Raw genomic sequence first — 3,365 nt, 5'->3', positions numbered from 1 at the left:
TTACCAAACTCCACAGCCAGAGGTAAGCCGACATAGCCCAGGCCAATCACGGCCACTTTGAGTGAGTTTACAGTCATAAATTATTTCCTATTCCTTACGAGTCTATACGCAAATCGCTTTATAAATACTGGCGACAATCGAACAACAGATCTTGCTAAAAAATTGAAAGAAAAATCGAAACTATTGAGATAACCAATTCTTTTCTGAAATAAAAGTAACTGTATTTCACGTCTCAAAAAAGAAAGGCCACGCCTCTCTATCAGCCCTTCGCCTGCGCGTATGTGTGCCAAAGTTTCAGGCAAATTTGCAAGCCGATAACCTTTAACAATCAGCAATGACCATAAACCATAGTCTTGCGCATTACGTAGCGGTGGGTAACCACCCACACCTTGAACAACCGACTTTCTAAAAATTGCTGGAATATGGTTCAGTGGACTACGCCTTTTACCGAAGCTAACAATCTCATCATGAGTAAGTGGCAACTGCCTGCTACCTTGTGAAATAGTTAATGTAGGATCAAATTCTTCCAAAAAAGCACTGGAAGCAGCCACATCAGGTTGAGCTTGCATAAACGTGACTTGCTTTTCAAAGCGATCTGGCAAGGAGATATCATCCGTATCCATCCGAGCGACTAGTTCATACTTGCAGGCTTTCAAACCCTCATTCAAGGCTGCTCCCAAGCCAACATTTTCAGGCAGCTCAATCAAGGTTAGCACTTCACCGAGCTTTTCTTGCCAGTGCTGGATTTCAGCATCCAGCTCTGCGGTTAAAGGGCCGTCTTTAACCAAGACGATTTGATTGGGCTTAAGGGTCTGCTGATCCCAAATGCTTAAAAAAGCCTGATTAAAATAATCAGGCTGCTCTTTTGCGTAAACGGATAAGAGAACTGAAAAACTCAATTAGTACTGCCTTCTATAAGTTCATTATAAAGTTTTTGGTAATTTTCTGACATAATAGAAGCAGAAAGTGAATCATTCACTAAAGATAACGCTGCAGATGACCGAGCCTCCCTGTCATCATCACACAACTTCTCGAACTCTTCATGGAAGCTTATTTCATCACCCAGTCTAAAAAGAAGTCCAGACTTTTCAGACATAGCAACAATTTCCTTATGAGGCTCAATATCCGACAGCAGCACTGGAAGGCCACAAGCCATAGCTTCAAGCACTGCATTAGGCAAGCCTTCAGCTTGAGAAGCTGAAACAAAGTAATCACAAGCTTTGAGGTAATCGGCTACATTTGTCACGCGCCCCAAGACATGAATATTTGCGCAGCCATCAGCCGCGGCCCTACATTCCTGATCAAGCAAACCACTGCCAATAAAGATTAAATGATTGCTTTGATCAACATAACCGGGACGTTTCCAGGCATCAATTAAAAACAGTGGATCTTTACGGGCACTTAGGTGGCCAGAAGAAATCCATAGGCTTCCTTCTTGAGGAAGGCCAATATTTTTACGCAAAACTTCTTTTTCTATATTTCCTGCCAGGTTATATAGCTCAGTATCAACACCATTTTGAACTGTACTGATATTATAAAAGCCAAAGCATTGCTGTAGGTTATCACTAACAGCTCTAGACACACCCACACACAGAGTAAGCTTGCGCATCGCTCTTTTGTGCCGCCAAAGCATAAGGCCAGCAACAAACTTCCCATACGTCATAGGATAATCTTTTTGAGGGATATTACGAATAGTACAAATTTTTGGTATATTGCCAAGAATACCTGAAGAAAGCACATCACCACGAATACCCTGGGTATGAATGAGGTCAGGCTTTATCTTGCCAATAAGCTTACCTAACTGCTTTTTACCCAAAAACACACCAAACAATCGAGATAGATTCAAGCTATGGAGCTGAACTCCAAGTGCTTCATAATCGCTCCAACGACTATCTGCTGGCTCGGGTGACAAAGTGATCAGGTGGGGTTCAAACTGCGATCGATCAAGGTATTTAATCAGATTAAAGAGTTGGCTTGTTGGGCCGGTTCGCTTCAACGTGCTTACTATATAAACAATCTTTTTCATAAAACCTCAAAACAAAAACTGTAAAATACTTTGATAAGGGGCACGACCACGCATCATTATAGAGAACCAAATTAAGCAATATACCACTATAGCAGAATAAGGAAGAATTTTTGAATAGCCACGAAAAAGCAGCACGAAACTTGGGATGACTACACAGGCAACTGGCACAGCCAACATTTCTCTAATTCTTCCACCTATGATCCCATAATCAATAAACAGAAAAAAAAGGCAGGACGAGTAAATATAAACCGGAATCAAAAAACTATTATAGACCCACTTTTCAGAAAGCTTCTTGTAGAAGAGCAAAAGCAGAGCACATATTAAAAACTGTAGGCTAAAGGTCCCACCAAAGGCCGAAACACCATCAACATACTGGCTTGAAGCATACTTAACGATCCGCGAATTTTCAGAATAACCTAATTGTATTGCAACTTCTGGTATTAACTTGCCAAACCCACCAAAAAGTGCGACAAAAAAAATGGAAAAAAATAGTGCACTTGTAAGAAAAAAAGATGACTTAAAATATCTTATAAAGTAGAAAGGTAAAGCTGCAATCGCAGCACTATGAAAAAGCATTGCAGCAAAAACCAAAATCAAAAAATGCCAAAATCTTCTGTAATAAGCATGATAAAATGCCCACAAAACAATGCCAGACGCCATAGCATTTCGAATCTGCCCTAAGTCTTTCCAGAAGTACTCATCACTCAGGTAAATTAGCAGACTAAGAACAAGATAAGGGGAAAGCTTTTTAAAAGCTGAAAACTTTATCAGAAGACTTAAAAAAGAAAAAATTGCAACAAATATAAAATAGTGACCAAAAATAAATTTTTCGAGCATTATAACTAATGCAAAACCTGTCTCAACCGGGGTACTTGCATTTAGATCATAAATAAATAAACCTAACTTTGAAAAATCCCCAACACCTTCATATATTCTAAGATAACCAAAATAATCAGTAGATGCATAGCGCAGCGCAACAACAAAAAATATGACAATACACAAAAAAAGGTATGCTTTTTTAGATGGGAACTCTTTTGAAATACTTGTAAAAGATGCAAGCAGAGTAGAAAAGAAAAGACTTATATAAATCAATTTAGCGCCCTCTCATACTATGATAATATTGTAATTGATTCATTGTGCTGAGCACCTATAAAAACCGTAGCCTCGTTAAATCGAAGCTCCAATCAGTGAAAATGGGTGAAATCTCTTATGCTGTGAGAACTGTATCCAGATGTTATTTTATTCATTATAAAGTCACCAAGAGCCGCATAGATTATAAACCCTTTTTATTATACCAAGCAGAAACCAAATATATCCGATACAACAAGCGACCTGCTGC

The 3,365-nt window shown here is 39.1% G+C and carries 3 protein-coding genes; all 3 read right to left on the bottom strand.

Features of this window, described 5'->3' with window-relative positions:
• Positions 1-80: 80 nt before the first annotated feature.
• From IBX50_RS18685 to IBX50_RS18675, 3 genes are read right to left on the bottom strand one after another with little or no spacing between them, the layout of a single operon-like run.
• Positions 81-899 carry a glycosyltransferase gene (locus IBX50_RS18685; RefSeq protein WP_292257912.1) on the bottom strand — a complete coding sequence of 273 codons (819 nt, stop codon included), beginning with the start codon at positions 897-899 and terminating at the stop codon, positions 81-83.
• Positions 896-2,026, bottom strand: a complete 1,131-nt coding sequence (locus IBX50_RS18680; RefSeq protein WP_292257911.1) for a glycosyltransferase — start codon at positions 2,024-2,026, stop codon at positions 896-898. Before IBX50_RS18680 ends, IBX50_RS18685 begins: the two co-directional genes overlap by 4 nt.
• A gap of 6 nt (positions 2,027-2,032) precedes the next feature.
• Positions 2,033-3,118, bottom strand: a complete 1,086-nt coding sequence (locus IBX50_RS18675; RefSeq protein WP_292257910.1) for an EpsG family protein — start codon at positions 3,116-3,118, stop codon at positions 2,033-2,035.
• Positions 3,119-3,365: the final 247 nt, after the last annotated feature.

Source organism: Marinospirillum sp. (genome assembly GCF_014859565.1).
This window is presented reverse-complemented; position numbering and strand designations above follow the sequence as displayed.